21 protein-coding genes are annotated in these 25,860 nt (G+C 71.6%); 9 read left to right on the top strand and 12 right to left on the bottom strand.

Going from position 1 to position 25,860, the window contains the following annotated elements:
* The first annotated feature begins 46 nt into the window (after nt 1-46).
* Both BJY20_RS04380 and BJY20_RS04375 read left to right on the top strand, forming a co-directional pair.
* On the top strand, nt 47-3,214 hold the full coding sequence (locus BJY20_RS04380; protein ID WP_343062774.1) for an ATP-dependent helicase: 3,168 nt from the start codon (nt 47-49) through the stop codon (nt 3,212-3,214).
* Nucleotides 3,151-6,483, top strand: a complete 3,333-nt coding sequence (locus tag BJY20_RS04375) for an ATP-dependent helicase (RefSeq protein WP_343062773.1) — start codon at nt 3,151-3,153, stop codon at nt 6,481-6,483. Before BJY20_RS04380 ends, BJY20_RS04375 begins: the two co-directional genes overlap by 64 nt.
* Before the next feature lie 35 nt (nt 6,484-6,518).
* Here BJY20_RS04375 and BJY20_RS04370 read toward each other — a convergent pair whose 3' ends face one another.
* Nucleotides 6,519-8,018 carry a phosphotransferase gene (locus tag BJY20_RS04370; RefSeq protein WP_185990413.1) on the bottom strand — a complete coding sequence of 500 codons (1,500 nt, stop codon included), beginning with the start codon at nt 8,016-8,018 and terminating at the stop codon, nt 6,519-6,521.
* An 87-nt stretch (nt 8,019-8,105) separates the two neighbouring features.
* Here BJY20_RS04370 and nudC point away from each other — a divergent pair, with 87 nt between their 5' ends.
* The gene (gene nudC, locus BJY20_RS04365; RefSeq protein ID WP_343062772.1) at nt 8,106-9,029 is read left to right on the top strand and encodes an NAD(+) diphosphatase; all 924 of its coding nucleotides are present in this window, start codon (nt 8,106-8,108) and stop codon (nt 9,027-9,029) included.
* A 64-nt stretch (nt 9,030-9,093) separates the two neighbouring features.
* Here the strand turns inward: nudC and BJY20_RS04360 are convergent, their stop codons facing one another.
* Both BJY20_RS04360 and BJY20_RS04355 read right to left on the bottom strand, forming a co-directional pair.
* Nucleotides 9,094-9,414 (bottom strand): Rieske (2Fe-2S) protein, encoded by a 321-nt coding sequence (locus BJY20_RS04360; RefSeq protein WP_185990412.1) that lies wholly within the window; start codon nt 9,412-9,414, stop codon nt 9,094-9,096.
* A complete protein-coding gene (locus BJY20_RS04355; RefSeq protein ID WP_185990411.1) occupies nt 9,411-11,150 on the bottom strand; it encodes a GMC oxidoreductase in 1,740 nt (579 codons plus the stop codon). Before BJY20_RS04355 ends, BJY20_RS04360 begins: the two co-directional genes overlap by 4 nt.
* A gap of 241 nt (nt 11,151-11,391) precedes the next feature.
* Here BJY20_RS04355 and BJY20_RS04350 point away from each other — a divergent pair, with 241 nt between their 5' ends.
* On the top strand, nt 11,392-13,221 hold the full coding sequence (locus tag BJY20_RS04350; RefSeq protein WP_185990410.1) for a molybdopterin-dependent oxidoreductase: 1,830 nt from the start codon (nt 11,392-11,394) through the stop codon (nt 13,219-13,221).
* 11 nt (nt 13,222-13,232) lie between these two features.
* Here the strand turns inward: BJY20_RS04350 and BJY20_RS04345 are convergent, their stop codons facing one another.
* Nucleotides 13,233-13,847: an HPP family protein gene (locus tag BJY20_RS04345; protein WP_185990409.1), complete on the bottom strand. Its 615-nt coding sequence runs from the start codon at nt 13,845-13,847 to the stop codon at nt 13,233-13,235.
* Between the two features lie 79 nt (nt 13,848-13,926).
* Nucleotides 13,927-15,210 (bottom strand): DUF2254 family protein, encoded by a 1,284-nt coding sequence (locus BJY20_RS04340; protein WP_221935242.1) that lies wholly within the window; start codon nt 15,208-15,210, stop codon nt 13,927-13,929.
* Nucleotides 15,211-15,402: 192 nt separating this feature from the next.
* On the opposite strand from BJY20_RS04340, the gene BJY20_RS04335 reads away from it, so the two are divergent.
* From BJY20_RS04335 to BJY20_RS16275, 4 genes are all read left to right on the top strand, one after another.
* Nucleotides 15,403-17,550 (top strand): UvrD-helicase domain-containing protein, encoded by a 2,148-nt coding sequence (locus BJY20_RS04335; RefSeq protein WP_185990408.1) that lies wholly within the window; start codon nt 15,403-15,405, stop codon nt 17,548-17,550.
* A 193-nt stretch (nt 17,551-17,743) separates the two neighbouring features.
* Complete coding sequence (locus BJY20_RS04330; RefSeq protein ID WP_185990407.1) at nt 17,744-17,914, top strand: hypothetical protein; 171 nt, start codon at nt 17,744-17,746, stop codon at nt 17,912-17,914.
* A gap of 130 nt (nt 17,915-18,044) precedes the next feature.
* Complete coding sequence (locus BJY20_RS04325) at nt 18,045-18,299, top strand: WhiB family transcriptional regulator (protein ID WP_185990406.1); 255 nt, start codon at nt 18,045-18,047, stop codon at nt 18,297-18,299.
* A 27-nt stretch (nt 18,300-18,326) separates the two neighbouring features.
* Nucleotides 18,327-18,455 (top strand): hypothetical protein, encoded by a 129-nt coding sequence (locus tag BJY20_RS16275; RefSeq protein WP_281366015.1) that lies wholly within the window; start codon nt 18,327-18,329, stop codon nt 18,453-18,455.
* Nucleotides 18,456-18,514: 59 nt separating this feature from the next.
* On the opposite strand, the gene BJY20_RS04320 is transcribed toward BJY20_RS16275, so the two are convergent.
* Genes BJY20_RS04320 through BJY20_RS04310 form a run of 3 tightly spaced genes read right to left on the bottom strand, consistent with a single transcriptional unit; the run spans nt 18,515 to nt 20,786 of the window.
* On the bottom strand, nt 18,515-19,402 hold the full coding sequence (locus tag BJY20_RS04320; RefSeq protein WP_185990405.1) for a 5-oxoprolinase subunit C family protein: 888 nt from the start codon (nt 19,400-19,402) through the stop codon (nt 18,515-18,517).
* The gene (locus BJY20_RS04315) at nt 19,402-20,010 is read right to left on the bottom strand and encodes a carboxyltransferase domain-containing protein (protein WP_185990404.1); all 609 of its coding nucleotides are present in this window, start codon (nt 20,008-20,010) and stop codon (nt 19,402-19,404) included. Before BJY20_RS04315 ends, BJY20_RS04320 begins: the two co-directional genes overlap by 1 nt.
* A complete protein-coding gene (locus tag BJY20_RS04310) occupies nt 20,007-20,786 on the bottom strand; it encodes a LamB/YcsF family protein (protein ID WP_185990403.1) in 780 nt (259 codons plus the stop codon). Before BJY20_RS04310 ends, BJY20_RS04315 begins: the two co-directional genes overlap by 4 nt.
* A 116-nt stretch (nt 20,787-20,902) precedes the next feature.
* Between BJY20_RS04310 and BJY20_RS04305 the strand changes: the two genes are divergently transcribed.
* Nucleotides 20,903-21,481 (top strand): HhH-GPD-type base excision DNA repair protein, encoded by a 579-nt coding sequence (locus BJY20_RS04305; RefSeq protein WP_185990402.1) that lies wholly within the window; start codon nt 20,903-20,905, stop codon nt 21,479-21,481.
* Between the two features lie 73 nt (nt 21,482-21,554).
* On the opposite strand, the gene BJY20_RS04300 is transcribed toward BJY20_RS04305, so the two are convergent.
* From BJY20_RS04300 to BJY20_RS04285, 4 genes are all read right to left on the bottom strand, one after another.
* Nucleotides 21,555-22,865, bottom strand: coding sequence for an AarF/UbiB family protein (locus BJY20_RS04300; protein ID WP_185990401.1), 1,311 nt, complete (start codon nt 22,863-22,865; stop codon nt 21,555-21,557).
* Nucleotides 22,862-23,749 (bottom strand): hypothetical protein, encoded by an 888-nt coding sequence (locus tag BJY20_RS04295; RefSeq protein WP_185990400.1) that lies wholly within the window; start codon nt 23,747-23,749, stop codon nt 22,862-22,864. Before BJY20_RS04295 ends, BJY20_RS04300 begins: the two co-directional genes overlap by 4 nt.
* A gap of 103 nt (nt 23,750-23,852) precedes the next feature.
* Entirely contained in the window at nt 23,853-24,404 is a 552-nt protein-coding gene (locus BJY20_RS04290) for an NUDIX hydrolase (protein WP_185990399.1), read from the bottom strand.
* Nucleotides 24,401-25,843 (bottom strand): zinc-dependent metalloprotease, encoded by a 1,443-nt coding sequence (locus tag BJY20_RS04285; RefSeq protein WP_185990398.1) that lies wholly within the window; start codon nt 25,841-25,843, stop codon nt 24,401-24,403. Before BJY20_RS04285 ends, BJY20_RS04290 begins: the two co-directional genes overlap by 4 nt.
* Nucleotides 25,844-25,860: the final 17 nt, after the last annotated feature.

The following is a 25,860-nucleotide window of genomic DNA, read 5'->3' as shown; positions in this document are numbered from 1 at the left end:
CGTCTCCCCGTGCACCGTTGTCAGTGCCCGGTGGTGGGATGGTCCCGTGGCAGTGCAGATCCCGACCGTGCAGCTTCGTGCTCCCGTCAGCGACGAGACGAGGGCCGTGGTGCGTCTCGACGAGGACCAGTCAGCGGCCGTGGCCGCCCGGCACGACGTGATCCGCGTGCTCGGTGGCCCGGGGACGGGCAAGACGAGCGCCGCCATCGCCTCGGTACTCGACCGGATCGCGAAGGGGGAGTGCGCCCCCCAGGAGGTTCTCCTCGTCTCGGCGACGCGGCTGGCTGCCGCAGCGGCCCGCGACGCGGTGACCGCCGGTCTCACCGGCGCCACCACCGAGCCATTGGCCCGCACGATGCCCTCGCTCGGCTTCGCGGTGCTGCGCCAGCAGGCGGTCCTGCTGGGACAGCCCGCGCCCCGACTGCTCTCCGGTGCGGAGCAGGACGTGGTCCTCGGTGAGCTGCTCGCCGGTCACCAGGAGGGTGGGACCGGGCCTGATGTGCCCGACTGGCCGGAGGACCTCGAGCTCGCGTTGCCCACCCGTGGCTTCCGTGAGGAGCTGCGTGACCTGCTCATGCGCGCCATCGAGCACGGGGTGGACCCCGATGAGCTCGCGGCCCGCGGCCTCGCCCACGAGCGACCCGAGTGGGTCGCCGCCGCGCAGGTGGCCCGCGAGTACGACGAGGTGACCGCCCTGTCCCGCCCGGGAGCCTTCGACCCCGCATGGGTGCTCACGGCGGCCGCAGAGCTGCTCGAGGAGGACGGCGAGGCCCGCGACCGCGTGCGCGCCGGCATCCGCTGCGTCGTCGTCGACGACGCCCAGGAGCTGACCGCGCCTGCCGCCCGGCTGCTGCGGGTCCTCACGGGCGGGGGAGTCGACCTCGTGCTCATCGGGGACCCGGATGCCACGGTGCAGGGCTTCCGTGGCGCGGACCCGCACCACCTCGTCGGCGACTGGCCGGCACGCGAGGGCCCCACGCTCGTCCTGGGCCGGGGTCACCGCATGCCCGCGTCCGTGCACGCCGCAGCGGCCCGGGTCACCCCCAAGATCGCGGCGCTCGGTGGGGGGAGCCAGCGCCGCTCCACCCCGACCGACCGGAGCGGGGCCGTTGCCGCCCACGTCTTGCACTCCGGCGCCCAGGAGGCCGCCTTCATCGCCCACGAGCTGCGGGCAGCACACCTGCTGGCGGGCATCCCCTGGCAGCAGATGGCGGTCATCGTGCGGGGCGCTGCCCGCCAGTCCACGCTGCGCCGGGTCCTGGCCGCCCGGGGGGTGCCCGTCCAGGGTGATGCCCACCGGGTGCCGGTCCGCGACGAGCCCGCTGCCCGCCCACTGATCCACCTGCTCGGGATCGTCGTCACGCTCGCCCGTGATCAGCTCGAGGCGGTGCCGGCCAGCGACGTCACCGACCTGCTCGCCAGCCCGCTGATCGGCGCGGACACCGTGGCCGTGCGCCGGTTGCGCCGGGTGCTCCGCCGGGAGGAGCTCTCGGCGGAGGGCACCCGGACGAGTGACGAGCTCCTCGGTGCACTCGTCCTCGACCCGGACCGCTTGGCCCACCTCGGCGACGACGCCGCGCCCCTGTACCGGCTGGCCACCGTCCTCGCCGCTGGGCGGGCAGTGGCCGTGACCGCCGAGGACGGCCCCGGCTGGGCGAAGGGGGTCAGCGCCGAGTCGGTCCTCTGGCACCTCTGGCAGGCCGCCGGGGTCGCCGATGGGTGGCGCGCGACCGCGCTCGCGGGTGGTGCCGCGGGTGCGCGCGCCGACCGGGCGCTCGACGCCGTCGTGGCCCTCTTCGACGCCGCGGCCGCCCACCAGGACGCCCTGCCGGCCTCGGGGCCGGACGCCTTCCTCGACGCCGTCGCCGGTCAGTCCGTCGCCGCGGACTCCCTCGCCGCACGCAGCCCCGACCCCGATGCCGTGGCCCTGGTGACCCCGCAGACGGCCGCCGGCCACGAGTGGCACACCGTCGTCGTCGCCGGCGTGCAGGAGGGCGTCTGGCCCGACCTGCGCCTGCGGGGGTCCCTCCTCGGCTCGGAGCGACTCGTCGATGTCGTCACCGGCCGGGACGGCACCGGTGCGGGAGCGGCTGCGGCCGTCCGCCACGACGAGACCCGGCTCTTCCACGTCGCGCTGACCCGGGCCACCGAGCGGGTCCTCGTCACCGCGGTCGCCGCGGAGGACGAGCAACCCTCGGTCTACCTCGACCTCGTCGACCCACTCCCGGACGAGGTCATCCGGCGCGGGCCGAGCGACGTCCCGGCGCCACTGGACCTCACCGGACTCGTCGCGCAGCTGCGCCAGCAGCTCTCGTCGCAGGACCAAGCGGCAGTGGCACGGGCAGTCGCCCGCCTGGCCCACCTGGCCGCGGCGGGTGTCCCCGGCGCCGCCCCTTCGTCCTGGTGGGCGTTGCGGGACCTCAGCGACACCCGGGCGGTCCGTGGCCCGGATGACCCGGTTGGGGTGAGCCCGTCGAAGGTGGCGCTCTTCTCCGACTGCGGCCTGCGCTGGCTCCTGCAGTCCTCAGGGGGCGAGGGTCCGAGCCAGACGTCGGCGGAGGTCGGCACCCTCATCCATGCCATCGCCCACGAGCTCGGCGACGCAGGGGAGGACGCCTTCCGGGCGGAGCTCGAGCGGCGGTGGCCGTCCTTGGGCATGGCGCCCGGGTGGGTCACGGACCAGAAGTTCGAGCGGGCCCGCAGGATGGCGCACTGGCTGGCGCAGTACCACCTGAGAGCAGCCGATGAGGGGTGGCGACCGGTGGCGACGGAGGAGAGCTTCCGCGTCGAGCTGGGTCGCGCCGTGCTCCGGGGCAACGTCGACCGCCTTGAGGTGGACGCCGACGGGCGCGTGCGGGTCATCGACTACAAGACCGGTTCGTCCGCGCCCACGGCCAAGGAGCTGGTCGAGCACCCCCAGCTGGGTGCCTACCAGGTGGCGATCGCCGAGGGTGGTTTCCGCGAGTACGGCACCCGGGGTGCCGGTGCGGCCCTCGTCCACCTGGGCAAGGCCCGCAACGACAAGAACGCCGTGCAGGGGCAGGAGCCGATCAGTGACGCCGACGAGCCGCGACACTTCCACGACCTGATCACCCAGGCGGCCGAGGGGATGGCTGCGGCCACCTTCGCCGCCCAGCCGGAGGAGGCGCGGTGCCGGATCTGCCCGGTTCGCTCCTCCTGCCCGGCCCACGGCGAAGGGGGGCGGTTGCGATGACCCGGCCACCGAAGATCTCAGCCGTCGAGCTGGCGCGCGCGCTGGGGCAGGAGCACCCCCCGACGCCCGAGCAGCGCGAGATCATCGAGGCGCCGCTCGAGCCCCTGCTCGTCGTCGCGGGTGCCGGCTCGGGCAAGACCGAGACCATGACCGCCCGTGTCGTCTGGCTCGTGGCCAACGATCTCGTCGCGCCCGAGGAGGTCCTCGGGCTGACCTTCACGCGCAAAGCCGCGGGCGAGCTCGCCGAGCGGGTCGTCCGGCGTCTGGCGACCCTGGAGCAGACCGGGGTGTGGACCCCCCCGCAGGGCCTCGACGCCGACGGTCTCGGGGGCACGCCGACCATCTCGACCTACCACTCCTACGCCGGTCGTCTCGTGCGCGAGGGCGCCCTGAGGCTCGGCTACGAGAAGGACTCCCGCCTGCTCTCCGAGGCCGCGACCTGGCAGCTCGCCCACGAGGTGGTCCTCGCCTGGGACGGCCCCATGGAGGACATCGACAAGGTCGAGTCGACGGTGACCAACGCGATCATCTCGCTCGCCGGTGAGATGGCCGAGCACCTGTGCACGCCCCAGGACATCGAGGACTTCGCCCGGCGCACGCTCGGCCACCTCGAGGGCGTCGCCGCATCGGACAAGGAGTTCACCAAGGACTACCGCGGCAAGGTCCTCACCCCGATGGCCGAGCAGCAGCTCATCCTGCCGATCGTCGAGCGCTACCGCGAGGTCAAGCGCGAGCGGTCCGTGATGGACTTCGCCGACCAGATGGCGCTCGCCGCCGCGCTGGCCGCGCGCTTCCCGGACATCGGGCAGGCCGAGCGGGACCGGTTCCGGGTCGTGCTGCTCGACGAGTTCCAGGACACCTCGGAGGCCCAGCTGGTGCTCATGCGCGAGCTCTTCGCCCCGGCCGACCAGTCGCCGGCCGCGGTCACCGCGGTCGGCGACCCGCACCAGTCGATCTACGCGTGGCGAGGCGCCAGCGCCACGACCCTGGAGAACTTCCCGAGGTTCTTCGCGACGACGGGAGCGCCGGCGCCGGTCAGGCACCTGTCGACGAGCTGGCGCAATGACGAGACGATCCTCGAGGTCGCCAATGTCGTCGCCGGGCCCCTGGGCGCCACGAGCGGGGTCCCGGTGACCTCCTTGCGTCCCCGACCGGGGGCCGGCCGCGGGCAGGTCCAGGCGTTGCGGGCGGAGACCGCACACGACGAGGCCGAGCAGGTCGCGGACTGGATCCAGGTCCGTCGCGGCGCCGGTGACGGGGGCATCCCTCGCCGTAGCGCGGCGATCCTGTGCCGCAAGCGCAGCCAGTTCACCCTCATCGCAGAGGCGCTCGCGGTGCGCAACATCCCGCACGAGGTCGTCGGTCTCGGCGGACTGCTGCTCACGCCCGAGGTCGCGGACGTCATCTCCCTGCTGACCATCGTGCAGGACCCGGCACGTGGTGACCGGCTGATGCGGCTGCTCACCGGGGCCCCGGGGTTGCTCGGCCCGGCCGATCTGGACGGGTTCGGGGCGTGGGCCAGGCACCTCGGCAAGCAGGCCGCCGCCGAGTCCGACGGGGCAGGGACCGACTCAGGAGTGCCGCTCGGACCCGACGACGTCGTGACGATCGTCGATGCCCTGGACCAGCTGCCCGAGCCGGGTTGGCAGGGAGAGTCCGGGCAGTCGATCTCCGGTGGCGCACTGCAGCGGCTCCAGCACATCGCCGCGATGGTCTCCCGCCTGCGCCGTGGCGCCGGCATGCCGCTGCCCGATCTCGTCGGTGAGGCCGAGCGGGAGCTGGGCGTCGACGTCGAGGTCCTCGCGCGTCCGGGCTGGTCACCCGCCGCCGCACGTGCCCACCTCGACGCCTTCGCCGATGTCGCGGCGCAGTTCGCCGCCAGTGCGGACCGCCCCACGCTCGGTGGCTTCATCGACTGGATCGAGGCCGCCGTCGAGCAGGAGCGGGGCCTCGAGGCTCCGGTCGTCGAGCCCACCAAGGAAGCCGTGCAGATCCTGACCTGCCACGCGGCCAAGGGGCTCGAGTGGGATGTCGTCGCCGTCCCCGGCCTGTCCGAAGGGGTCTTCCCCGCACACGCCTCGCGGTCCTCCTTCAAGGAAGGCGCGTGGGCACTCGGGCAGGTCAACGAGTCGGGGTGGATCTCCGGTCTCGACGGGGTTCCCTACCCCCTGCGCGGCGACCGCGAAGGGCTGCCGCACCTCGACCTCTCGCTCGGGGAGACCAAGCCCCTCCAGGAGGAGCTCAAGCGCTATCGCGCGGCAGGCGGCGAGCACGGGCTGCTCGAGGAGCGACGGTTGGCCTACGTCGCCTGCACGCGGGCACGGAGCCAGCTGCTGCTGGGCTCATGGGTGTGGGGCGCGACCGGGCAGCAGCCACGGCTGGCCTCCCGATTCCTCGACGAGGCCCGGGCCACCGGCGTCGTCGAGACACTCGACTGGGCCGACATGCCCGAGACCAAGGACGTGCGCAACCCCGCGCTCGAGGTCGCCCGCCGGGTCATGTGGCCCATCGTGGAGCAGGCTCCCGAGCGCCCGCGTCTCGCTGCGGCCGCGGACCGGATGGAGGCCGACACCCGGGTCGACCTCGGGTCGGACCCGCTCGACGAGCAGCTGCGGATCCTGCTCGAGGAGCGCGAGCGGCGTCGTCGAGCTCGTGGGGAGGATGCGTCCGTCGAGCTGCCGGCGCACCTGTCGACCTCCCAGCTGGTCTCGCTCGCGCGGGACCCGGGAGCCTTCGCACTCGACCTGCGTCGACCGATGCCGCAGCCGCCGCAGGTCGCCGGCCGTCGTGGAACGGCCTTCCACGCCTGGGTCGAGGAACACTACGCGCGTGCCGGGCTGGTCGACATCCTCGAGATGCCCGGCAGCGCCGACGAGGACCTCGGGGACGACGACCTGGCGGGTATGCAGGCGCACTTCCTGGCCAGCGAGTGGGCCGAGCGGGTGCCGCTCGACGTCGAGCTCTCCCTCGAGACGATCATCGGCGGCCACGCGATCCGCGGTCGGGTCGATGCCGTCTTCGCCGACGAGGACGGGGGAGTGACCGTCGTGGACTGGAAGACGGGTCGTCCGCCCACGGGGCAGGAGAGTGCCGTGCGCGCCGTCCAGCTGTCGGCCTACCGGATCGCCTACGCCCGCTGGCGGGGGATCGATCCCGGCCGGGTGCACGGGGCCTTCTTCCACGCGGCCACGGGGGAGACGACCCGGCCCGCGATGCTCGACGAGGACGCGATCGCCCAGCTCCTCGGCACGGCGGTCGCCTCCGCCTGAGACGAAGAGGGTCCCGGCCGTTGGCTGGAGCAGCCTCAGCGCCGGGGCCGTGGGCCGGGCGGGACCACGTCGTCGTCGCCGTCGTCGTTGATCGCGACGATCTCGGCGGTCTCGTGATCGTCGCCACGGGCCCCGTCCGTGGTGTCGGGGTCCGCTGCCGCGTCGTCGGCAGGGGCGTCCGCCGGATCGGCCACCGCCCTCGGCGTCGGGTCGGTGTCCGGCTCGCTCGACTGCGATGCAGGGGCGTCGCGCCGGCTGGAGTCCGAGTCCGTGGAGTCCGAGTCCGTGGTGGCATCCGGGTCCGTGGAGTCCTGTGCGCCGGCGTCGCGGGCGGGTGCGTCGGCGTCGGCCACTGGTGCCACCCGGGTCACCCTCGCCGGGTGCTCGACCTGCACGGCGTCGTCCTCGTCCGCGCTCGCCGCGGCAGGGGCGTCGCCCGACTGTGTGGACTCGGTCGAGGAGTCCTCGTCTGCGCGGGTGGCCACGGGCTGGGTCTCGGTCGTGTCGGCGCCCCCCGTGGTGCCCCCAGCTGCTCCGGTTGCCGTGGCCGCACCCGTGGCGGCATCTGCGGCCCCCTTCGGGGTCTGCCCGTGGGCTCGGGCTGCCTCCTCGTCGCGGGCCACCCGCTCATCGAGGCGACGCAGCTGGGCGGCCGACGCCTCGGCGCCCTCGACGTCGCCCGCGCCGACGAGCGACATCATCGTGCGCACGAGCTGCATCTCGGCGATGACCTCGGCGCGGCGGTGCAGGTTGCGGTCGGGCCGCTCGACGCGCGTGTGGGCGTAGGCCTCCATCACGGTGTCGAAGGCCTCCCCGTCAAGCGCAGCCAGCAGCGGTGCGATGTCGTCGGCGGGATCGGCCACCTGGGCCGACTCCCAGCCGAGGAAGGACTTGACGTCCGGGCCCTCGTCGTCGCCCGGGGTCGCGAGGATCGTCCCGGTCGACAGGTCACCGTGCGTCGGCGTGGCCGTGAAGGTCCACAGCGTCTCGTCATCGAGCACCCGCTCCCAGCGGCCCAGCAGCCCGGTGGGCACCCGACCGGTGGCGGCGGCCCGGTCCAGCTCGGCCAGGCGACGTGCTCGGTACCCGGCCGCGTCGTAGACCGGCACCCCGGCCTCCTCGTACATGCCGGTGTCGAGGTTGTGCAGGTGGGCCAGTGCCCGGCCCAGGCCACGGGCCAGGACGGATCCGGCCTCGATGCCCTCGAGGCCGACCAGACGCCCGGTGAGGTAGGAGTGGACGGCGGCGCGGCCCCCTTCGGGCAGTGCCACCCAGCCCTTGACCGCCGGCACCGGCATCGTCAGGCGACGGGCGAGCACGGCCAACAGTGCAGCCGAGCGCTCGAGTTGCGCAGAGGCGGCGGGGGTGCGCGGGCAGCGGACCACCCAGCGCCGGTGCTCCCGGTCCTGGATGAAGGCGACCTCGAAGGCATCGGTCGGCCCGGAGGACACCACACCCTGGACCGTGTCGGGGTCGAGGCCGGGCACGGCGGCGCTGGCCAGCGCGGCGAGGGTCAACGGTCCACGGGAGGTCACGACCACCACCGTACGAGGCGAAGCGCCCGGATCGCGGGAGCAACGCCCGTCGGACCGGACCGCACCTGTCCTCCGTAGGGTGATGACGTGGACCACGAACCGCTGCGCGATCTGCCGATGACCACCTCCGACATCGACCGAGATGCCCCGTCGCGGTCCGACCCGGACCTGCTCGAGCGGTTGCTGGCCGACCCCGCGACCCGGGTGGTCGAGCTGCGCGGGGGCCGCGCCCCCCAACGCCGCGACGGTGCCCTGCTGCGGCGCCCGCCGGAGCCCGCCGATGCCGACTCGCTTTTGCTCTACCTCGGTCGTCTCGACGAGGTCGCCCACCTGGCTGCCTGCCACCCGGAGACTCCGGGCCCGCCGGTGGACCGGGAGGAGCGGCTGGACGCTGCTCCCTTCGTCGGGCTGCGTGAGGTCGCCACCGAGCTGTCCGCGCAGGAGGCCTCTCTCTTCGCCACCGCCCTCGGGCTGACCAACTGGCACGCCCGCCATCGGTACTGCCCGCGCTGTGGGACCGGGACCGAGGTCGTCGAGGCCGGGTGGGTGCGCCGCTGCCCGCACGACGGCTTCGAGCACTACCCGCGTACCGACCCCGCGGTCATCGTCGCTGTCACCGACGTCTCCGACCGGCTGCTGCTCGCGCGCAACGTCGGCTGGCCGGAGGGCCGGTTCTCCGTGCTCGCCGGCTTTGTCGAGCCGGGGGAAACCATCGCCGGGGCAGTCGCCCGGGAGGTCTTCGAGGAGACCGCGGTGGAGGTGAGCAGCATCGAGTTCGTCGCCGACCAGCCCTGGCCCTTCCCCGCCTCCCTCATGCTCGGGTGCACGGCGCGGGCCACGACGAGTGAGCTCGTCTGCCAGCCGGACGAGATCGCCGAGGCGCGGTGGTTCACCCGGGAGGAGTTCCGCACCGAGGTGGCCGCCGGCCGGGTGAAGCCTGCCGGTCGTCTCTCGATCGCCGCCCGCCTCGTCGAGGGTTGGCTCGGCGCCAGACTCGACGATCTCGGCTGAGGCACCCCGCATCGAGGGCGGAACGAGTTGCACCTCGACCCGGCGCAGCAGGTGGCGACGGGGGTCAGATCCGGACCTGGATGTGACCCCCGACCTCACGCACCGGATAGGTCCTCAGGGGCTCGTTGGCCGGCCCCCGTACCACGTGCCCATCCGTGAGGTCGAACATCGAACCGTCGCCCTGGGACATGATCACGTTCCCGTCGAGCAGGCCAGCAGACAAGGGCATGTCCCCATAGAGGTCGTCGAAGGCGAACAATCGGTCTCCGACGCGGGCCACCGACACCCTGTGCCTGAGATCGTCAAGGTAGTACGGATTGACCCACTCGTTGGGCAGCTCGGCGGACTGGCCGACGGTCCGAAAGTCCTGGCCTGCATCGCTCATATCGTTCCCTGGCCTTTCAGTACGGGCGGGTCCTGGGCGTCGGTGACGTCCCATCGCAGTTCGCCCGGTGCCCCCGCAGGGACGATTGGGTTGTGTGGCATGACCCCAGGAATGTGCTGGTAGCCGGAGCCGAGTGGCGGTCGTGGATCCCGCTCGCCCTTGTTCGGCCAGAACGACATGGCGCGCTCGGTGAGTGCCGCGATCGTCAGCGAAGGATTGCGGCCCAGATTCACCGGGATGTTGCTGCCGTCCATGACGTGCAATCCCGGGTGGCCGAAGAGGCGCTGGTAGGGGTCGGCCGCCCCGGTGTCCGGGGTCTCACCCGGGAGGACGCCGCCCATGAAGTGTGCTGACGCGCCGCGACCCGCGACCTCGAAGAACTCCCCGGCGACGTGCCCACCGAGCTTCTCGGCCAACCGGTTGGCGGTGTCGTTGACGATCGGTTGCACGGCCGGCATCTCCTCGCCCCGGTCGTGCTTCGAGCGCAGCCTGCCGTGTTCCCAGTAGAGGTCGATGTGGTTGTCGAGGTCCTCCATGCAGAGCAGGTTGAAGGCCCGCTGTGCCCAGTTGCGCGTGTCGTCGATCTCGAGGGTCTGCTCGGGGTGACGGATGAGGTGCTGGAGCCATCCCTTGAGGTGCTCATCGTCCTTGCCCTCGTGGTGGTAGGTGTACAGGAGCGCCATGATGTCGCTACCCACGCCGTACTTCACCGGCCCGAGGAGCGAGTTGTCGTCCGGCGAGATCGCCCCGGTGACCGAGGCCGCCGCCGGCGTGATGTGGAAGCGCTCCGGGTGCTCCGCCCACTCCGCGTGCGTGCGGAAGATCGACAGCAAGGACTCGGAGTTCGTCCTGGCGTAGCGGCCCAGTCGATCGGACAGGTTGGGCAAGGTCCCCTTGTGCTTCATGTGGCCGAGCAACTTGTTGGTTCCGTATGCGTGCGCGGAGACGATGACCTGCTCCGCGGTGAAGTGCTTGTGCCGGGCGAGCAGACGCTTGAGCCCCGGGTGGTAGGTGACGAGCTCGTAGCCCCCGTCAGGCAGCGGCCGGATCTCCTGGACCTCCGTGAAGTCGTGGACCTCGGCGCCGGATCGCTCCGCGAGGTAGAGGTAGTTCTCGGTGGTCTTGTTCTTCGCGCCGTGCCCGCAGCCGATCATGCAGTTGCTGCAGCTGATGCACCCGGTGCGTCGTGGTCCCACCCCGCCGAAATAGGGGTCGTCGACCTCTACGCCCGGTGTCCCGAAGTAGATGCCCATCGGGGGGCGGCTGAAGGCTTCGGGCCGACCGATCTCGACGGCCACCTCGCGGATCAGACGGTCGCTGTCGGAGTCCATGTAGGGCCCGCGCACCACCCCGAGCATCCGCTGGGCCTGGTCGTAGTGCGGTGACAGTTCGGCGCCCCAGTCGGTGATCGCGGCAACGAGGGGGTTGTCCCACACGTGCCTGGGCGGCACGTACAGGGTGTTCGCGTAGGTGAGTGAACCCCCACCGACCCCGGCGCCGGACAGCACCAGGACGTCCTCGAGGTACTCGATCCGCTGCATGCCGAACAGCTCGACCTCCGGCTGCCACACGAACTTCTTGACGTCCCAGCTGCTCGTCGGGATGTCGGCATCCAGGAATCGCCGCCCCGCCTCCATGACCCCGACGCGATACCCCTTCTCGATGGCCCGCATCGCGGCGACGCTGCCGCCGAAGCCGGATCCAACGACGATGACGTCGTAGTCGAACGTGGACATGGGTGCCTCCGCCAGCGGATGGGACTGTGGGTCTTCCTGCGGCAACCCTGTCCCCTTCGCACGCCGCTGTCCTCATGCCATCCGGGTGAAAGGCCACTCTGCGCGAGCTCGTGACCACGCCGCCGCACGGTGGGCGTCGGTGTGGCGAGGTGGATGTCATGCGCTTGGCGTGATGCCGGCGGGCGCGACGTGCCCGAAGGTTGGATTGGCTGGTGGCCACCACCACGGAGGGGGCACGCAGATGAGCGCATCGTCAGGTCCGCAGTCCGAACGGCCCACGTCGGCCTCCGAAGGAGCGTCACCCTCGGCGGAACCGCTCGCGGCGACGTCCGCCGGTGCGTCGGGCACCGTGGATCCGCTGAGGGCAACGCTGACCAAGGGCGAGGAGAACGTCGACCTCGCGGAGTGGGCGGGTGGATTGCCCCAGGTGGGCGGGACCGCGCCGCACGTCAGGGTCGGTCATCACTGGTTCAACCTGCTGTGGCTCCTGCCGATCGGCGTCCTCCTCCTGCTCGGGGGGATCGCCGGAGCGCAGGGACTGCGCACGCTCGAACCGGTGGAGGACTTCATCGCCCGGTGGCCGGGCACCGCCATGGATCCCACGCCTCCCGATCAGGGCTTCCCGTGGTGGCTGCGGTGGCAGCACTTCTTCAACCTGTTCTTCATGATGCTGATCATCCGGTCCGGGGTGCAGGTCCTGGCCGACCATCCGCGGCTGTACTGGAATCGACACTCCACTCCGGACACGGAGTGGTTCCGCTTCCAGAAACCCGTCCCCAAGGACCGGGTGTGGACCGCCAAGGAGGATTCGGTCCGTCTTCCCGGATGGTTGGGTATCCCCGGGATCCGTCACTCGATCGGTCTGGCGCGCTGGTGGCACTTCGCGTTCGACAGCCTCTGGCTCGTGAACGGAATCGTCTTCTACATCTTGCTGTTCTCGACCCCACAGTGGCAGCGCATCGTGCCCACCTCATGGGGTGTGATCCCCAACGCAGCATCGACCGCGCTTCAGTACATGTCCTTGGACTTCCCCGCCAATGAGGGCTGGATCGCCTACAACGGCCTCCAATTGCTGGCGTACTTCTTCACGGTCTTCATCGCGGCGCCGCTGGCGCTGGTGACCGGCCTGATGCAGTCCCCGGCGATCAACAACCGGTTCCGGTCGGCCGGGAGGGTCCTGAACCGTCAGGCCGCCCGTTCGATCCATTACCTCGTCCTGGTCTGGATCCTGATCTTCATCGTGATCCACACGACGATGGTCTACATCACGGGCTTCCTGGAGAACCTCAACCACATCACCACGGGGCAGGACAGCACGGCGTGGTCCGGGTTGATCCTCTATGCGGCGTGGATGGCGATTGTCATCGCCGTGTGGCTGGCGGCCAGCCCGGCGACGCTCAAATACCCCCGGGTCGTGCAACGCGCCGGGCGAGTCATGGTCGGCCCGCTCAAGGGCGTGCTGGAGCACCTGGACCCCCGCCCGGGCGAGTACACCGAGAAGGACATCTCCCCCCACCTGTGGCCCAACGGGCGGATGCCGGACTCAGCGGAGTACGCGGCGCTGGAGGCCAATGACTTTCGTGACTACCGACTGCGGATCGACGGCCTGGTGACACGTCCCGTCGAGCTCAGCCTCGCCGACCTCAAGGGGATGGCCTACCAGGAGCAGATCACTCAGCACTTCTGTATCCAGGGGTGGTCGGGTGTGGCCAAGTGGGGCGGTGTCCCGATGCGGGATCTCATGGATCTGGTGGGGCCACTGCCCGAGGCGCAGTACGTCGCGTTCTACGCGCTCTCCTCCGGGGGGCCCGACGGCGGCACGTACTACGACGTCCACTCGATAGAGGCCATGCACCACGAACTCACGCTCTTGGCCTATGACATGAACGGGGAGACGCTGAGCGTTCTGCACGGGGCGCCGCTGCGTCTGCGCAACGAGGTGGAGGTCGGGTTCAAGATGGTGAAGTGGATCGGCGCCATCGAGTTCATCGCCGACTTCGACGAGCTCGGCAACGGACAGGGCGGATACAACGAGGACCACGAGTTCTTCGGGTACCGCGATCCGATCTGACGCGGCACGACTCAGCCGCCGGCCGACCGGTCACCGCCCGGCGGCGTCTGCACGGACGGGCTCCGCGGTGCCCACAGCGGGTAGGCGAGACCGGCGAGTCTGTTGATCACCAGCGCTTGGCCCACGATCAGGAGCACCGCCAGCATGAGGACGGCCAACTGCTCTGGCTGGGTGATGATCCCGAGACTGACGATGAGCGTCGTGGCCCCCGCGGGTGGGTGCGGCACCCTCAGCCACACCATCACGCCGGCGGTCACACCGAGGGACAGAGCCGCCGCGAGCACCCGGGCGGAGGAGACCCCTTCCGAAAGCGCCGGACCTGCTGCCGTGAGTCCGAAGAGAACCAGAGCGAGGTAGCCCGCGAGCACTCCGATCAGGTGGCCGGTCACCGTGTTGCGCGGGGACGCCGAGGCCAGCATCGGCGTGTAGAAGAGCAGGAAGGCGGTCGGGCCCAGCGACGGGAAGATGAAGGGCTGCCCGGTGGCCAATGCGGCGCCTGCCATCAGTGCGATCGAGATGAAGCCGTTGATCAGCGCGAACGACCCGAGTACGAGCGTCGTGTCGTGGTGCCGCTCGAGGGCTGACAGTCGGAATCGAGCGACCAAACCCCCCGTGATGTCGGACATCTGACCACCCACGGGGTGACGTCGCGGCTCGTTCCTCGTCCACGCCGAGCGATGCTCGTCAGGGGTACGGCGCCGCACGTCACGTACCTGCCGTTCGGGACGAGCCACCGATCCCCTGGTGGTCCGTGCCCAGAGCGAAGGCGCGCTCGTCGAAATCAGAGAAGGCGGCGATGACCATCCTGTCGAGGATGCTCCGCTGGCGCACCACTGCGGCGCGGCGCTCTGGCGCCACATCGCACTCCAGATCTGCGAGCATCGCCCGCAACCGCCGCACGGTCTGTGTCGAGGTGATGCCGTAGCTCCGCACCTCGTTGACGCCGAGGTGCAGGAAGTCCTCCCAGGTGCGCGTCGCGACCAGCAGGCGCGCCCGTCCGGCAGCGTCGAACCACGCGTCCTGCCACGTCGGGGCGCTGGTCCCGATACCCCTGAGCAGGGTGCCGATGTAGTTGATCATCTGGGTCGCCGTCGTCGGGTCGTTGACTGCGGGGGACAGTGCCCGGACGGCGATGTCGACGAGGATCCGGAGCGCGAATCCCGGATCCTGGTCGAGCGAGCGCTCCTGACCCAGCGCGATCATCCCCCGGAGCGCGTGTGCGTCCCGAGCACTCCCGGGGCCGTAGACCTCCAGCAGGACGTCCCCGGTGGTCACGAAGCTCCCCATGGTGTGCGGTAGGACGCAGACCAATTCCCGCTGTGTGGCTCGCTTGACGATCCCCTCGGCGTGCACGGCCTGCAGCGCCCCCGATCGGAGCGCGCGCACCCGCAGGTCCGGTTCGGTCCCGGCGCGGCCGGGGTGGTCGAAGGTCTTCGGGACCAACTCCCTCTCCCAGGCGTCGACGAGGGCGAGCCCGGCGTTGGCCATGCTCGCGCCGACCGCCACGGGTCGCAGCATGTGGACGAACCTGTTGAGGTAGATCAGCAGGATGATGAGATCGGCGGTCACCCATACGCCTGCCAAGGAGACACCGAGGCTGGGCACCGAATCGGTTTCGACCTTCCGGAGCAGCGCATAGGCGAAGGTGAACGTCGCAGTGAACGCAGCCAGGGCCATTTTCTGCACGCGATCGCGATACCAGAGGCGCATGAACCGGGCGGACAGGGTGCCCGTGGCCATCTGAACGACGAGCACCCCGATCGTCACCACCAACGAGATCAGCGCCACCATCGCGCCGGCGATGGTGGCCAGAACGCTGCTGGCCGTACTCTCCGAATACGTCCACGCCTCAGGGAGGGTGACTCTCGTCTCCAGCCAGAGGCTGGCTTGGGTCAGCAGCACACCCGTGACCGCCCCCAGGAGCGGGACAAGCCACAGGCTCTCTCGCGCCTGCTGACGGAACAGGAAGGACGTCGACCAGGAGATCACGGGTGTCGCCTCACGGGCAGGGGCGGGTGGGCTTCCATCGAACAGCCCAGCGGGCCCGGCCGCCTCATGCCGAGTGGGTGAAGATGTGCTGCCGGTCCGTCCTGCGCGCGGGGTGACCTACCACGGGAGTCGGTGCGGCGGCAGCCTCCTGGTGTGCCCGGTGCCGTCGGGGGCTGATGAGAGAGTGCAACGGTGACTCACCCGGCAGACCACACCGCAGACGACATCCTCGACGCGCTCGATCCCGAGCAGCGCGAGGTCGCCGCCAGTCCGAGCGGACCGATGGTCGTGCTCGCCGGTGCGGGCACGGGCAAGACCCGGGCGATCACCCACCGCATCGCCTACGGCGTGCGCGCCGGTGCGTACCAGCCCCAGCGCGTGCTCGCCGTGACCTTCACCGCCCGCGCCGCGGGGGAGATGCGCACCCGGCTGCGTGATCTCGGTGTGGTCGGGGTGCAGGCGCGCACCTTCCACTCCGCCGCGCTGCGACAGCTGCACTACTTCTGGCCACAGGCGATCGGCGGTGCCGCCCCGGAGATCCTCGGCCACAAGGCACCAGCCGTCGGCGAGGCCGTCGGCCGGGTCGGTATGCGGATGAACCGGAGCGAGATGCGCGACATCGCCGCCGAGATCGAGTGGTCCAAGGTCTCGCTGCTCACCCCGGAGACCTATCCGGCGGCGGCCCGTCGGGCCAGGCGCGAGCCCCCGGGCATGGACCTCACCGCCATGGCGCGGCTGATCTCCGCGTACGAGGACGTCAAGGGCGAGCGGGGAGTCATCGACTTCGAGGACGTGCTCCTGCTGACCGTGGGCATTCTCGAGGAGCGCGGTGACATCGCCCAGACCGTGCGCAACCAGTACCGGCACTTCGTCGTCGACGAGTACCAGGACGTCAATGCGCTCCAGCAGCGGCTGCTCGACCTGTGGCTCGGCGACCGCGGCGACATCTGCGTCGTCGGTGACCCCGCCCAGACGATCTACTCCTTCACCGGCGCGACGCCGCAGCACCTGCTGCGCTTCACCGACACCCACCCGGGCGCGGCGACCGTGCGCCTCGTGCGCAACTACCGTTCGACCCCCCAGATCCTCTCGCTGGCCAACAAGTTGCTCACCGGACCCTCCGGCCAGCGCCGAGGTGGGGCGGTCGAGCTCGTCGCGCAGCGCGAGGCGGGTCCACAGCCTGAGCTGACCGTCCTGGACGACGACCCGGCCGAGGCGGGGTGGGTCGCCGACCGGATCACCAAGCTCGTGGCCCAGGGCCGCCCGCTGCGCGAGATCGCCGTCCTCTTCCGCACGAATGGCCAGTCCGAGGCGCTCGAGGCCGCGCTCTCCGACGCCGACGTGCCCTACCTCGTCAAGGGCGGCGAACGCTTCTTCTCCCGCAAGGAGGTGCGCGAGGCGGTCCTGCTGCTGCGGGGTGCCGCTCGTACCGACGACGGCAGCAAGTCGTTGCCACACCTGGTCGCCGACGTCCTCGGCGGGATGGGCTGGCATGAGGACGCACCTGCGAGCAGTGGTGCGGTGCGTGCTCGCTGGGAGTCACTGAAGGCACTGGTCGACCTGTCGACGCGGCTCGAGGCGACGTCCCCACAGGCCCGCTTGCCCGACCTCGTGCGTGACCTCGACGAGCGGATCGCCGCCCAGCACGCGCCGGCCGTCGAAGGCGTCACCCTCGCCTCCCTGCACGCGGCGAAGGGCCTGGAGTGGGACGTCGTCTTCCTCACCGGCTGCTCCGACGGGCTGCTGCCGATCATGATGGCCGAGGGGCCGGAGGAGATCGAGGAGGAGCGGCGCCTGATGTACGTCGGCGTCACCCGTGCCCGTGAGGTGCTGCACCTGTCGTGGTCACGGGCCCGCACTCCCGGAGCGAAGGGGACGCGTCGGGTCTCGCGCTTCCTGGACCAGGCCTCGGGGATCCTCGGCGAGGGCGCCCGGTCGACGCCGAAGCGTGCCTCCGGTTCACGGGGCTCCCGCGGGCTCAAGTCATCCCGCCCGCGGGTGTGCAAGGGCTGTGGCACCGAGCTGGGCACCGCCAAGGAGCGGGCTTCCGGTCGGTGCCCGGACTGCCCGCCGACCTACGACGAGGCGACCTTCGAGCGGCTGCGTTCCTGGCGGCTGACGGTCTCCAAGGCCGCGTCCGTGCCCGCCTTCGTCGTCTTCACCGACGCCACCCTCGAGGCGATCGCCGAGGCCGAGCCGGCGGGCCAGCGTGAGCTCGCCGCGATCAGTGGCGTCGGTCCACGCAAGCTGACGCTCTACGCCGACCAGGTCCTGGCCGTCATCGGTGGCGCGGACCCGGACGAGGTCGCCGAGGCCGCCGTTGGTGAACCCGAGGACTGAGCACGACTTCCTCCCGGTTCGCAGGGGTAGGAGACTCTTGCGGAGCGGGGGCTCCTCGGGCCACCCGATGATCTCCGCACCGGGAAATTAATTCGGTGGCGCGCTCCCACGATGTGTTCTAGGTTGGTTCTTGTCAGTCGGGAGCGCCCAGCGTTCCTTCAGGAGCGCACCGCACGAGAGGAGGGCAGAAGTCATGGAGAACATCACGATGATCACCACGGCATTCGACGCTGCCCTCGCGAGCGCCACCGATCACTTCTTCGGTGGTACCGCCGGCGTCCTGTCCGCTCGTGACCGCATCCGCGGTATCGAGCCGACCCCTGCCCTCGTGTCGGATCCGCACCCTGCTGGACCTCTCGTCTAGACGACGAACCTTTCGGTCCTTCTGCTTCAGGCCGCGGCATCCCACACACCGGGATCCGCGGCCTTTGTCGTGTCCCACCGCTGACCAGCACCCGCCACGCGTTCACCCAGGAGACCCCGACGTGACGACCATGACCACCAGAGCGACACCGACGACCCCGTGTATGGCCGAAGAGCCCGAGATCTGGTTCGCCGAGACCCCCGCAGGCGTCGAGTACGCCAAGGAGCTCTGCGGAGACTGCCCCTTCCGCTCCATCTGCCTCGAAGGCGCTCTCGAGCGTCGCGAGCCGTGGGGTGTCTGGGGCGGCGAGCTCTTCGACGCCGGCCGCGTCATCCCGCGCAAGCGGCCGCGCGGCCGTCCCCGCAAGCACCCGATCCCCGCCTGAGCGAGATCCGTGAGAGGAGGAACCACCATGAAGCACCTGAAGCTGCCCCGACTGCGTCGCACCGACCGGCCCCTGCAGTACGTCCCCGACGTCCAGGAGCACCTGCTGCGCCAGCAGCGCGAGGTCCCGCGTCCCGCTCACCTCGGCGTGCGATGAGCACCGAGACCGCCCGAGTGGGCGGGGACAGGTAGGCCCCATCCGAATCCGGGTGGGGCCTACCGTTGTCCCAGGGGGTGACGAGGGCCGGAGTCGAGCGTCAACCGCAGCCGCTGCCCCGGTCGGGCCTGCGCGGCGAGGTCGACGTCCGCGGACAGCACGACACCGATGACGGGGTAGCCGCCGGTGACCGGGTGGTCGGCCAGGAAGAGGGTCGGCTGCCCGGTCGGCGGTACCTGCAGCGAGCCGCGGACGACACCTTCGCTCGGCAGCTCATCGTCGCGGGAGCGCTGCAGCACAGGCCCGGCCAGCCGCATACCCACGCGGTTGCTGTCGGCGCTCACCTCGTAGTGACTGCCGGTGAGTACCTCCAGCGCCTCGGCGACGAACCAGTCGTGGCGCGGCCCGGGGACGACGCGCAGGTCGAGGTCGCCACCGGTCGGGGTCGCCACCGCCGCCACGTCGACACCCGGCCAGTCGGTCGACCAGGGCCCGACCGCCAGCACCGTGCCGGGTGCCAGGACGTCGGGGCCGATGCCGGACATGACGTCGGTCGCCCGCGAGCCGAGCGCGGCGGGCACGTCGATCCCGCCGCGTACGGCGACGTAGGTGCGCACCCCTGACGAAGGGGGTGACAGCCACACCTCGGCACCGGCCGGGACGTGGACGGGAGCGTTGATCCCGACGGGCACGCCGTCGACCGTCGCCGGGGTCGGGGCACCGGTCAGGGCGATGTCGACGTCGGCCAGGGCACGCAGGGCGAGCCCGCCGAAGGTCGCTTCGATCGCGGCGGCGCCCGGCTCGTTGCCGATGAGTCGGTTGGCCAGTCGCAGGCTGCGCAGGTCGGCTGCGCCGCTCACGCCGACGCCGAGACCGGCCAGGCCGGGCCGCCCTTCGTCCTGGATGGTGGCGAGGGCCCCGGTCGCGAGGACTTCCAGCCGGCCCATCAGAGCGCCACGAATCGCACCCGGACCCCCGGGGAGAAAAGGGCGGGCGGGTCACGGGTGAGGTCCCACGGGACGACGTCCGTGCGGCCGATCAACTGCCAGCCGCCGGGGGACTCGCGCGGGTAGACGCTGCTGAAACCACCGGCGAGCGCGACCGAGCCCGGCGGGACCTTGGTGCGCGGGTCCGTGCGCCGGGGGACGTTGAGCCGTTCGTCGGGGCGGACCATGTAGCCGAAGCCCGGCGCGAAGCCGCAGAAGGCGACCGTCCACTCCTGCTCGGTGTGGGCCGTGATGACCTCGCGCTCGCTCATCCCGGTCAGGGAGGCGACCTCGGCCAGATCGGGTCCGTCGTAGGTGACCGGCACCTCGATGTCGCCGGTGTGGCGGCGCGCGCCGGGGCGCAGGGTGGTGCCGCGCACGACCTCGGCCACGGACGTGGCCGTGGTGACGCTCGGGTCGATGGTCAGCAGCAGCGTGCGTGCCGCCGGGACCATGTCGACGACGCCCTCGGGCGGAGCCCGGTCGAGCTCGGCGTGCATCGCGAGCACCTCGTCGAGGTCGGTCAGCTCGACGAGCAGGCCGACGTCGCCGCAGGGCAGGAGCCTCACCGGGGCGGTCCCTCGTGCGTGAACGCCCGGACCGTGATGCCGCCCTCGTCGAGGGCAGCTCGCACCGCGCGGGCGACCTGGACCGCGCCGTCGGTGTCACCGTGGACGCACAGGGAGTCCGCCCCGGTGGTCACCTCGGTACCGTCGACGGCTTCGAGTCGACCGGTCGTGGCGATGCCGACACAGCGCCGGGCGATCGCCTCCGGGTCCGTCAGCGTGGCATCCGACTCGCCCCGCGGGACCAGCGTGCCCTCGGGGGTGTAGTTGCGGTCGACGAAGGCCTCCTTGACCGTCGCCAGGCCCGCCTCGCCGGCCCGTCGCAGCCACAGGGAGCCGGGTAGTCCCAGGACCGGCAGCGTCGGGTCGTAGGCGTGCACCGCAGCGACGACCGCCGCCGCCTGCTCCTCGTGGTGGAAGAGCGCATGGTACAGCGCGCCGTGTGGCTTGACGTAGCGCACCCTCGTGCCGGCCACCCGGGCGAAGGCTTCCAGCGCACCGATCTGGTAGATCACGTCCTGGGTCAGCTCATCGGGGGCGACGTCGATGAAGCGCCGACCGAAGCCGGCCAGGTCCCGGTAGCCGACCTGGGCGCCGATGGCCACACCGTTCTCCGCGGCGCGGTCGCAGACCCGGCGCAGCACGCTCGGGTCGCCGGCGTGGAAGCCGCACGCCACGTTGGCGCTGGTGACGATCCCCAGCAGGGCGTCGTCGTCACCCAGGGGCCACCGGCCGAATCCCTCGCCGAGATCGGCGTTGAGGTCGATCTGCACGGTCATGTGGTGCTCCTTGCGTCCTCGGGTGGCCGATGCCGCCGGGGAACGTCCGCGGTCCGGGCGGTCTGCTGGACAACTCTCTCGCATCAGGCTGCCCACGGCCATGGCAGGCTGAGGGCATGTCTCCCCAGCTGCGCATAGCCCAGGACGAGGCCGCCGACGAGCTGCTGTCGTCCGACCCCTTCGCCGTGGTCGTCGGGATGCTCCTCGACCAGCAGTTCCCGATGGAGCGGGCCTTCGCCGGCCCGGCCAAGGTCAAGGAGCGTTTCGGCACGCTCGACCCGGGTGAGATCGCCGCGGCCGAGCCCGAGGCCTTCGCCGACCTGTGCGCGACGCCGCCGGCCGTGCACCGTTACGGCCGCTCGATGGCCGGGCGCATCCAGGCCGTCGCCGCCGTCGTGCGCGACGAGTACGACGGGGACGTCACCGCGATCTGGACCACCGCCGCGGACACGAAGGAGCTGCTCAAGCGTCTGAAGGCGCTTCCGGGCTTCGGCGACCAGAAGGCGCGCATCTTCGCCGCCCTGCTCGGCAAGCAGCTCGGCGTGCGCCCCGAGGGCTGGCGTGAGGCGATCGGTCCCTACGCGCAGGAGGGCTCACGTCGCTCCGTCGCCGACGTCACCGACGAGGGCTCGCTGCAGGAGGTCCGGGACTTCAAGAAGGCCGCGAAGGCGCAGGCCAAGGCGGCCAAGGCCTGAGCTCCGGCTGGGTTGATGTATCGACGGGCGTCAGGACGCGCGCTAGTACCTCGACCCCGCTGCCCGACGGGCCTTACTCCTCGGCGAAGCCGGGCAGGTAGCGCTCCATCGAGCCACGGGCCGGGATGGTCGCACCGAGCTGGGCGAGCACTCCGGTGGAGCCGATGAAGACGCGGTGGATCATCGCGTACTCGCGGGGCAGGTTCAGCTGCAGACCGGTCGAGAACTCCGGTGCCCTCAGGTCGGTCAGGCCCGTGGTGGCCGAGCGCAGCCACTCGCGGGTGAAGGAGTGCGTCGGCGTCCGCAGCGGCTCGATCACCGGCAGGATGTAGGCGAGTATGTCCTCGGCGTCGACCTTGACCCGCGGGCGGATGAAGCCCTCGGCGCGTAGACCCTCCACGATGCCTTGGGCATCGCCGGCCAGTGCCTTGCGCACCAAGGTGCCGATCATGGGCGGGAATCCCTCGGGCAACCGGGTGACTGCCCCGTAGTCGATGACGCCGAGCCGCCCGTCGGGGGTGAGGCGGAAGTTGCCCGGGTGCGGGTCGGAGTGGAGCAGGCCCACCCGCTCTGGCCCGGAGAGCAGGAAGTCCAGGTACAGCTGGCCGATCCGGTCGCGCACGTCCTGGTCCCCCTCGCGGATGACCTGGCTCAGCGGTGCGCCCTCGAGCCACTCGCTGACGAGGACGTGTCGGCTCTGCAGGACGACGTCGGGGACGGCCATCTCCGGGTCGTCGCGATAGGCGGCAGCGAAGGCGCGCTGATTGGCGGCCTCGAGGCCGTAGTCGAGCTCCTCGTCCGCGGCGGCGAGCAGCTCGTCGGTCACCGGCTTGATGTCCATCGCGGGCATCCACGTCGTGGCAACGCGTGCCAGCCGGGCGATCTGGTGCAGGTCGCTGCGCAGGGCCTTGTCGGCCCCGGGGTACTGGACCTTCACGGCGATGACCTGACCGTCGGCGGTGACACCGCGGTGCACCTGGCCGATCGATGCGGCCGCGACGGGACGGTCCTCGATCTCCAGCCGCTCGCGCCAGCCGGGGCCGAGGTCGCGGACGAGGACGGAGTGGACCTCCTCGATGGGCATCGGTGGCGCTGCGTCCTGCAGCCGCACGAGCATCTCGCGGTAGGGCTCGACGTACTCCTCGGGCAGGGCGGCCTCGAGGACGGAGAGGGCCTGCCCGACCTTCATCGCGCCGCCCTTGAGGGAGCCGAGCACGGCGAAAAGCTGCTCGGCCGTGCGTCGCTGGATGTCCTCGTTGACCACGTCCGCGGGTGTCCCGCCCAGACGTCGGCCCAGCCCTCGGGCGCTGCGCCCGGCGTGGCCGAGCGGCAGTGATGCGAGCCGCGCGGCCCGGCCGGCGGCTCCTCGGGGGATCTCGCTCACCCGACCATTGTGTCGGTCCCACCTGTGCCGGGGCTGGACCCCCCTTCGTCCGTGGGTGTCGGGACGGCCTGCAGTGGCGGGCGAGCGCACTGGCTGCACCCCGGATGGGTCGGCCACAGGTGCCGCTCGAGCGTGGGACCCGGGGTGGCGACCTCGAAGGACCACTCGCGCGAGGTCAGGCGGCCGTCGACGTGGTCGAGGACGAGCGTCGTCGTCAGCCCGGCGGCCAGGAGGCGGACCGCCGGGAGGGCGTCGACCGACTCGGGTCCGGTGATGCCGGCGCGGGTCAGCTGGGCGCTCAACCACGGCCAGCCCGGGTCGACCTCGGCCCGCGTGAGGTCGAGGCAGTGCAGGCAGGGACCGTGCTCCGGCAGCAGAAGGGGGCCGATGCTCGCCTGCTCGGGCAGGCACCACACCGGCAGCACCGGGACCCGTGCCGCGAGCCACGGGCGGACCGACTCCGGGGCCGGTGGCGCCGCGCTGACGACCACGGCCAGGTCGGTGGGTCCGGCGTCCTCACCCCCGGGGCGCACGCGGGAGGTGAGGACCCGATCGCTCTGCCGCAGGCTGTCGACGAGCAGCGCCGGCAGTGCGCCGGAGCCGACGACGGCGACCTGCGGTGGCTCGGTGGTCGTCGGGTGCAGCACGTCACCGGTGACGAGTCGGTCGAGGATCCCGGTCGCGCGGGCGGGGTCGATGCCCTCGAGGGCCGCCGTGGAGAGGGCCTCGGTGAGGGCGCGGGTGGGGTCCAGTCCCGTGAGCCACCGGAGCTCGGCATCGGTGAGACCCAGCAGCCGGACCGCACGCGCGCCCAGCCCGAGCTGCACGCTGCCGTCCGGTCGGCGCAGTGGTCGCAGGTACGGCGTGGGGCCGGGTGGGTTCATCGTCGTCTCGCTCGGGTGCCGGGGTCGGTGGTGGATGACCACTGTGGCGCAGTTCGTGGGGTGGCCCGCCCGGTTGTCCACACCCCCGGCAACGGTGCCGGGCTCAGACCCGGCCGGCGAGCTCCACGAGCGAGCGGAGCGAGTCGTCCATGTCCTCCGGCAGCGCATCGACCGGCCACCACGCAACGTCATCCGACTCGTCGGAGACGACCGGTTCGGCGCCGTCCGCGGCGGTGGCGATCCAGCGCAGGTCGAGGTGCTCGGTGCACCGGGTGAAGCCCGAGCCGAGCGCGTGCCGGTCCAGCTGGGCCAGGCCCGGACGCAGCTGCAGGGTTGCCGCGGTCAGCCCCGACTCCTCGAGGGCCTCACGCAGGGCGCCCGCGGCGACGGAGCTGTCGTCCTTCTCGAGGTGCCCACCGAACTGCAGCCAGCGACCCACCTTCGGGTGCAGGGTCAGCAGCACGTGCTCGGCGCCCGCGTCGACCACGAGGCAGGACGCGGTGAAGTGTGTCGGGGGACCGGTCTTGGCGGTCGCGGCCTCGTGCGCGTCGAGGTGTGCGAGGTACTCGACCCGCAGCGCCTCCTGCCCGGCCGTCGGGGCCGGCCACGTGGTCAGCAGGCCGCGCAGGTCGTCCGCGAGCTCCGCGTGGGTCATCGCTCGGAGTCGTCCTCGTCCCCGCCCGAGGAGTCTCCGCGCTCATCGGCCTCGCGCAGGATCGACTCGAGCGCTGCGTCGAGGTCCTCGCTCGCGGAGGACTCGCCGGCGGCCGTTCGCTCGACGAAGCCGAGGACGTCATCCAGGTCGGCGGCGCTCGGCGCGACATCGGGGTGCGCCCACACGCCGTCGCGGCCCTGAGCCCCGACGCGCTCCTCGAGCGCGGCGAAGAGGCTGGCCGCATCGCGCAGCCGGCGCGGTCGCAGCTCCAGCCCGACCAGACCGGCGAAGGTCTTCTCCGCGGGGCCGCCGGTGGCCCGACGGCGGCGGATCGTCTCGGTCATCGCGGAGGTGGTCGGCAGCTGGTTCTTCGTCGCCTGGACCGATACGTGCTCGACCCAGCCCTCGGCCAGGGCCAGCCAGGTCTCGAGCTGGGTGAGGGCGCTGCGCTGGGCGGGCGAGGGCGTCGGGTTGAGGAAGCCACCGGTGAGCGCCTCCTGGATCGCGCCGGGGTCGGACGGGTCGACCTCGCGCACGGCGGCGTCGATCGCGTCGGTGTCGATGGCGATCCCGCGCGCGTAGGCCTGCACGGCGGCCAGGATCTGCGGGCCCAGCCACGGCACGGCCGTGAAGAGCCGCATCCGGGCCGACTCCCGCGTGGCCAGGTGCAGCCACACCTCGTCGAGGTCCACGTCGAGTCCGTCGGCGAAACCGGCGACATTGCCCGGCAGCAGCGCCACCACGTCGGTGACCAGCGGTACGCCGGCCTCGGTCGCGGTCAGGGTGTCGGAGGCCAGGGCACCGACGGCCTGGGCGGTCTGCCCTGTGATCAGCGTGGAGGCCATCCGGTCGACGAAGGGGGCCATCTGCTGGCTGAGCATGGACAGGTCCATGCCCGGCGGCATCCCCAGGGCCTGCAGGTCGGGGGCTCCCGGGCCGTTCATCCGCGAGGTGAAGGAGTCACGGATCGCGGCGGCCAGACCGTCGGCGATGGGGTCGACGAGGGAGGCCCACACGGGCATCGTCGCCTCGACCCACTCCTGTCGGGAGAGCGCCCGGCCGGTGAGGGCGGGGGCCTCGAGCGATGTCACCTGGTCCAGCCACAGCGCCGCCAGTCGGGTGGCCTGCTCGACCAGGCCGAGCTCGCGCTCGCCCATGGCATGGTCCGACTCGGTGACCGCCTCGCGGGCTGCCGACGTCGCCTTGGTGACGTCGACCCCTTTCGCCTGGGCCCCGGGGGCGAACATCGCCTGGATCTGGGAGGTCATCGCCGCCACCTGCGCCGGGTCGGCATCGGTGATGCCGAGTGCCTTGAGCTGGTCGACGACCTCCGGGGGGAGGTCCCGACCGCCGTTGAGGTCGCGGAAGACCCGGGCAAGGTCCTCCGGCAGCCCGTCGTCTCCGGAGGAACCGGAAGGGGTGCTGGGATCGTTGCTCACTACGGTGCTCTCTTCCT

It is taken from the genome of Janibacter cremeus (genome assembly GCF_013409205.1).
In the GTDB taxonomy this organism is placed as follows: domain Bacteria; phylum Actinomycetota; class Actinomycetes; order Actinomycetales; family Dermatophilaceae; genus Janibacter; species Janibacter cremeus.
The sequence above is the reverse complement of the archived record's forward strand: the minus strand, read 5'-3'. Positions and strand labels throughout refer to the sequence as shown.